7 protein-coding genes are annotated in these 6,643 nt (G+C 39.4%); 6 read left to right on the top strand and 1 reads right to left on the bottom strand.

What is annotated here, in order from left to right:
• Window positions 1-798: 798 nt before the first annotated feature.
• The gene (locus JWG39_RS15635) at window positions 799-1,068 is read right to left on the bottom strand and encodes a helix-turn-helix domain-containing protein (RefSeq protein ID WP_205220378.1); all 270 of its coding nucleotides are present in this window, start codon (window positions 1,066-1,068) and stop codon (window positions 799-801) included.
• 247 nt (window positions 1,069-1,315) lie between these two features.
• On the opposite strand from JWG39_RS15635, the gene JWG39_RS15630 reads away from it, so the two are divergent.
• From JWG39_RS15630 to JWG39_RS15605, 6 genes are all read left to right on the top strand, one after another.
• Window positions 1,316-1,552 (top strand): hypothetical protein, encoded by a 237-nt coding sequence (locus tag JWG39_RS15630; RefSeq protein WP_205220377.1) that lies wholly within the window; start codon window positions 1,316-1,318, stop codon window positions 1,550-1,552.
• A 742-nt stretch (window positions 1,553-2,294) separates the two neighbouring features.
• Window positions 2,295-2,663, top strand: a complete 369-nt coding sequence (locus tag JWG39_RS15625) for a calcium-binding protein (RefSeq protein WP_205220376.1) — start codon at window positions 2,295-2,297, stop codon at window positions 2,661-2,663.
• 46 nt (window positions 2,664-2,709) lie between these two features.
• Window positions 2,710-3,381, top strand: a complete 672-nt coding sequence (locus JWG39_RS15620) for a class I SAM-dependent methyltransferase (protein WP_205220375.1) — start codon at window positions 2,710-2,712, stop codon at window positions 3,379-3,381.
• Between the two features lie 184 nt (window positions 3,382-3,565).
• Window positions 3,566-4,237: a calcium-binding protein gene (locus tag JWG39_RS15615; protein WP_205220374.1), complete on the top strand. Its 672-nt coding sequence runs from the start codon at window positions 3,566-3,568 to the stop codon at window positions 4,235-4,237.
• A gap of 261 nt (window positions 4,238-4,498) precedes the next feature.
• Window positions 4,499-5,641 carry a hypothetical protein gene (locus tag JWG39_RS15610; protein ID WP_205220373.1) on the top strand — a complete coding sequence of 381 codons (1,143 nt, stop codon included), beginning with the start codon at window positions 4,499-4,501 and terminating at the stop codon, window positions 5,639-5,641.
• 341 nt (window positions 5,642-5,982) lie between these two features.
• Window positions 5,983-6,420, top strand: a complete 438-nt coding sequence (locus tag JWG39_RS15605; protein WP_205220372.1) for a hypothetical protein — start codon at window positions 5,983-5,985, stop codon at window positions 6,418-6,420.
• The last annotated feature ends 223 nt before the right edge of the window (window positions 6,421-6,643 follow it).

Raw genomic sequence — 6,643 nt, 5'->3', positions numbered from 1 at the left:
ACCAGCAAGCTGTTCATCACAATTTTGACCTCCGGCGTTACCTTGCCAGCAGAGCAGAGTTGTTCGAACTCTTGTTTTACGCGAGCAACTTCTTCGCGTACACTTATCTTGTTCATCGTTGCCATAGCTATACTATACCACAGCTTTTTTCGACCTCCAGAGATGCCTTGTACTGAACGAAAACGTCTCCTTGTAACCATTCGGGTGCATTTGTCTTTCAGCTATCATGTATGGTAGCGCTGGCAGGCTCACATCGATCATTTTTCAATGGGTCTCAAATTTATTTTTTTGCCCTTGAAAAACCTGTCAAGCTTTTTTTTATTTATTAATTTTTCGAGGGGGGGTGAGTAGTTACAATAATAAATAGTCGTTGCTTTCAGCTATTCCCGGCGTAAAACCATGTAAGTGTTTGTAATTATTACTATTAACCCTTTAGGATTGTCTGTGTTCGGCCACAAAGCGTGAAACGACTGGTACGCTCCACAAGAGTAACAAGGGATGCATTCTGTCCATAAACGGTATCTCCTTCCCAGTCCCCAAGTTGCTTCCTCTCATTCACTATCGGAGGACGTTCTGAAATGTCTACACGGTCAGGATAAGAGAAACCCCGGCTCGTTTACGTTTACCCCCTTTCCACCGACTTTTGCCATACTGCGGTAGATAAGTGTGGAGTTTTCCTCCCTTTTGCCGATCTTTATAAATCCAGTCATAAATCGTTGTATGGCAAACATGTTCTTCCAGAGGTAATTCAACAGAAAATCGATAGCTTATAGACTCTGGGGACCACCCCAGTCGGAGTCATTTTCGTACAATCTGCAATACTTCAGGGTTTTGTTTTGTGGCCTTCTCAGCAGATTTTCGTCTGGTCATCGCGATGACATGAGCAACACAGGGATCATAGATCCCTTCAAAAGAGTTGCGATTAATTTCATGTGAAATCGTATTCTTAGAACGATTCAACGTATCAGCAATATCAGTCTGAAATCTTCCTATTTGAAGAAATGCACTGATCTGGTACCTTTCTAAAAGAGTGATCTGTTGGTAGCAAGGACTTGTACATCTGTGCATGGTAACCTCCGGTTAAGTTGTCGTGACGTAACTATACTGGCAGCTCACTCTTTTTCATATCACGCTGTTGCACTTATTGTACTCATCCAGCGCTCCTCAATACCTGACAGGATCTTTGTCCTGCCTTTTCCGTGATGCTCACCACCTTGACTCTTAGACAGTGGATTGGGTACTGGGACAGTTTGCGAATCAAAGGGATGTCGCCCGTAAAGGATAGAGGAAGTTTGTTGCAGCTGGCGAGGAGATAATGGATGAGAGTCCATGGAAGGAATTGGTCGGTCAAGTAATATTCGGCGGTGCGGACTTTATATCGGATATCCAAAGCCGAATATGTGAAGCAAAAGAAATCGGCGAGATCCCCCGTGCCCAGAGGTTTGCCGGGAGACCTTCCTTGAAAAATATTTTCCCGCCTGAAATTCACCAAAATGAAACATTGCGCAATGAGCAAATCAAAAGCGCTCATTTAGCTACGGATATACGTTAAAGGTAGTTGCAGAACACTTGAAAATCCATTACACCACTATTATACCACTGTTAGTAAGAGAGTTAAAAAGTGATCTTTCAAGACCTGGCCCTGTTGTTCTTCTTCTTATTCTTTATTTTTAGAAAATTGCGCAAACAATGCTTTCAATATCAAACAAAATATTTTAAATTGTTACTCTGTCTTGTTGGTAAGGTTGGTTAACAGGTCGCATGAGGAAAAAATCTATGAAACAAAATAAACATCTTGTACTCGTTCGGATAATCTCTTCTTGTTTTCTTATTGGGATTCCAGTGACTTTTATCATTGCTTTAATAGCAATGATAAAAAATCCTGAAACATTCGCTAGTTTTAGTACATTTGAAATGTTTATTTCCTTCACTGTAATGGTATTTAATTTTGTGGGTGGAATGTATTTATTCAAATTAAAATCACAAACATTTTACATTTTTATCACCTCTTTGATTATATCTTATCTCCCAACTTTAATAAGATTATTTTCTGAAGAAACCAGCAATTATTTCATGGAATTTAAGATCTCCTCAATATTCTCATTCATAATTTGGTTGATGTTTTTATTCTATCTATGGTGGTTGAAAAAAGGCAAAGTGTTAATTTAGTATTTTTCTTTTTTTTCATTGTTTAACACTTCCTTAAGGTTATTTAACCAGTCGTTCAAGAGGAATCACAAGAGGTCAGCTGAGCTTTTATGAAACTCTAAACTTCAGAGTAGGAAATAAGAAATATGGCTAAAATTGAAAAAGATGATGATCGTGAATATCGCATTGATATGAAAGTCGTTGTTGACGCATATAATAGTGAAGAAAGAGCAATGGGTTGGTATTATTATGTTTCAGATGAATGCGAGTTTCCATTCAAAGCAAGATGTACAGAGATAAGAAGAAAATCACCTTTAGACTTAAATGATGAGGTGGAAGTTCTGGAAATATCTCCAGCGGAGGAATGTGAAAGGGAAATATTTATAGATATCAAATGGAATAACCGAAAATTGGCTGTACCTCTGTCTCAGATAGAAGGACTTGATATTGATGATAAGACCAGAGAGGTTATTGACGATTGGCACTATTGGGTCAAAAGAAGATATGCATTTTAAGCTCATAGCTTTATTCAAAATATTTTCCCTTCATCTAAGGTGCTGAATGTCACTCAAGAAGCAGATGGACTCAATCTACAGTAAACTCTCTCTCGATGAAATTCCCTGGAATATCGAGAGCCCACCTGTTGCTCTCAAGAACCTCGTAGAATCGAACTGGGTTTCTTCTCCATCTGATGCCGTCGATTTGGGATGTGGAGCTGGAAATTACGCGATATGGATGGCATCACAAGGGTTTAGAATGACAGGCTTGGACCTCTCTTCCAATGCAATTGAGCTGGCATCAAGTCTTGCAGTACAGAAAGGTGTCGAATGCCGGTTCAAGGCAATAAACATGGTGGAGGCAATTGAAGATCTGGATAATGCCTTTGATTTCGCATTTGACTGGGAAGTCCTCCATCACATCTTTCCCGAAAATAGAGAGTGCTATGCTGGTAATGTCCACCGAATGCTACGTTCGGGCGGCAAGTACTACTCACTTTGTTTCAGTGAAGAGGATCCACCAGGTTTCGGCGGAGGAGGTAAGTTAAGGAAGACCCCTCTTGGAACATCACTCTATTTTTCATCCGAGCATGAACTGCGTGAGTTGTTTGAGCCTCTTTTCAATATTGAGCAATTGCGGACCGTAGAGGTTGCCGGGAAGAAGGCCCCTCACATAGCCGTTGAGGTGTTAATGTCAAAAAGGGAAATCTATCGGAATAGGAACGGCCAGCACTGACCGCCCCTCCCGAGGGATCTCACAAGAGAAGATCCCTTTCTCTCCTGGTTTCCTCGAGTTTATTCATAATGTCGGCAAGCGCGGGGAAACCTTGCTTCACTCGCTGGTTGAAGTGCTGGTCAAATAAAACACTGTGAGCCTATAAATATAACAATATCGCATAAATAGTTTCAGTGAGGTCGTTATGAATTTGAAAAAAGGTCAGAGCGTGAAAGTAAAAAAAGGGGTTCTGTGTCCTGATGACCCAGAATTTGATTTAAGCGGGTGGCAGGGAAGAATAATTGACGTAAGCGAAGATGAAAATGGGGAAATAACAATAGGCATAGCCTGGGACAGTCTCACCTTTAAAGAGATGCCGGAGCGCTATATTGAGAAAAGTAAAACGGACGGGCTGGACTGGACTGTCATGTATCTGCCTGATTCCGATGTCGAGCAGGTAAAACCGCGTGACTCTGAAAAATATACAGATGAAATCAGAAACGAACTTGAAGGTCATTTTGAATGGCTGGAAATAGGAGGAGAGGGGAAAAGGATTCAGGCAGTCATCAATTCTGCTAAAAGTAATGACGAATGGGAAATGATGGAAGTCTGGGAAAAATATCTGAAGCAAAACCTGAAATTCCCTTTTGAAAGTGTTGTTGATGAATATCAAAGCAAAAGCCCTTTCAGACAGGGCGACAGGCTTAGAGTCTCCGGTATAGAAACGGTCGATGATCTTTATGGCGTTATTGTTTCATGTAAAGCAGGGCGCAGGAAATACTATTTTCCGCTGGCTGATCTCGCTGCTGCTGACGAAGTATCAGATAATTCCCGGCATATTCAGGATTATCGTGTCTGGTTTGCAAACAGAGAATGAACAGGCATCTGTAAATAACGGCAGACTAACCCGGCGCTGAACCTAGACGTAAAAGGGTTCCGGTCTCTGCGCTCCCCCCACCCTGTAGTCGCTTAGCTAACCGCGAGTGTGGGCATTTAAAAATGCGGAGCAACTATAGTTCTTTTGAAATGTTTTCAGATGACGGACTTCACTCTCTCCTTTTAGAAGCCCATTCAAGTCTGCTAAACGACTTGGGCGAAAGCCTTGGAATATTCTCTTTATCAATTATAAGGAACAAATATGAGTGAATACCAGTATTATGAATTTCAGGCCATAGACAGACCTTTATCTGAAAATGATCAGGAAGAACTTCGAGATATATCTTCCAGGGCACAGATCACATCCACAAGTTTTGTCAATGAATACAACTATGGTGACTTCAAAGGTGATCCATTGAAGTTGGTGGAAAAATATTTTGATGCCTTTTTATATGTCACCAATTGGGGAACCCATCAACTTATGCTGAAGATTCCACGAAAACTGATTGATTTCGATCTGGTAAGTCAATATTGCATCGGAGACAGTTGGACTATATATAAAAAGGGAGATTACCTGATCTTTGATTTTACCTCTGAAATCGAAAATTATGATTGGGAAGAAGGTGAGGGATATATGTCACCATTGATTTCATTACGTTCCGATCTTATCCGTGGGGATTATCGATGCTTGTATCTTGCCTGGCTCTTTTGTGCGCAGATGAATGAAATCGAAGACGATGAAGAGGAACCGCCTGTTCCTGCAAATCTTGGAAATTTAAACGCTTCCCTTGAAAGTTTCGCAGATTTTATACAGCTCGATAAGGATCTTATCCAGGTAGCTGCTGAAAATAGCATTGCAGATCAAAAATCGATTCAAAACGATCAACAATTAAAAATTTGGATAGGTGGGCTGCCCAATAGCGAAAAAGATAATATTATCTTTCGAATGATCAATGATAACGATCCTCATATAGGAAACGTACTATTGCAAAGGTTTCGAAAGGTGCAATTAATAAAAGGTGTTAAAAATGACGAAAAGACGCCGCGCACTGTAATGAAACTGCGCCAAAAAGCAGAGGCATGTACTAAAGAAAAGAAGCGGCATATCGCTGAACAGAAAGCAAATGAAAAAGCACGCAAAGAAAAAGACGCAGCTGCCGCAAGAGAAAAATATTTAAACGATCTGGCCGGAAGGGAAAATGAAATCTGGAAAAAAGTAGATTCCCTTGTTTTGACAAAAAAGCCCAGGGAGTATGATGAAGCGGTTAGACTTCTGATTGATTTGAAGGATCTTGCCAAAAAGAATAATTTGACCAGTTTTTTCAAATCAAAACTGATGGTTCTTCGGGAAGACCATAGCCGAAAATCAAGCTTTATAAATCGCATTGATTCAGCTGATTTATAAGAGGAAAAAGGGAGTCAAATATGAGTCGAACAATCCCCGAACATCATTGAAAATATTTGAGAAGTAGTCAAAAGGTACTTCCCTTTCAGGCTCTCTCAAAACCGGACGTGAATCTCTCGACTCATCCGGATCCAATCATGGTTTAAATGGCTTAATGGTGGTGACGTGGAATGCTGAAATTGGCAACTCCTAATAAGCGCATGTTGTCGAACTGGTTTTTCGCTACACTCCAAATAAACCGCAAATGCGGGTGTTATATTTTTAAAACTAGTGATGTAAATAAATAAAAATTGAAACCTATAAATAAACCAATTATTCGGACAGTAATATTGTGTATAGTAATGTTGTTGTTTACTTTCCCTATGCATGGTGGTTTTATGCTCGGTTTTTGGCTTTTATTTCTTGTACCTTCAACAATAAAAAAACTATTTACTGTTTTTGTTAAGAAAAAAGATCAAAAGCAAATATTTATCCAAATTGTTTTATGGTCTATTTCTTGTGCAATTATTCTTGCTCATCATGTCTACTTACACAAAACTACATTGCATTATGCAAAATCTATTTCTAATACAGTTGAAGCGTTTTATATAAAGAATGGAAAATATCCTAAAACACTTGAATATGCAGGAGTTAAAACAGGAACCGATAATAAATTTCAGATTCACTACTATTTCATTAATGAATCTCAACCGGCATTATTTTACCCTGCAACATGGATAGTCTTTGATACGTACTCTTATGATTTCAAAAATAAGAAGTGGGTATACCGATCAAACTGAAATGGTCCCATCATGGGACAGTGGTGCAACCCCATTTTTGATGTCACCTATATGCTTTCCTTTCGACACGTTATTCTCCAAATGTCATACCTGACACTTATATTTCGCACCTTGCAAAAAAAATATTTTTTTAAAAAAAAACGTCAAACATTCAAGATGTTGTCAAGCAAGAGATGATCTTCATTTTAACTCTATACTAAGATGAGTGATTTACGCTTTATTC

Source organism: Desulforhopalus vacuolatus (genome assembly GCF_016918505.1).
Classification (GTDB): Bacteria; Desulfobacterota; Desulfobulbia; order Desulfobulbales; family Desulfocapsaceae; genus Desulforhopalus; species Desulforhopalus vacuolatus.
The sequence above is the reverse complement of the archived record's forward strand: the minus strand, read 5'-3'. Positions and strand labels throughout refer to the sequence as shown.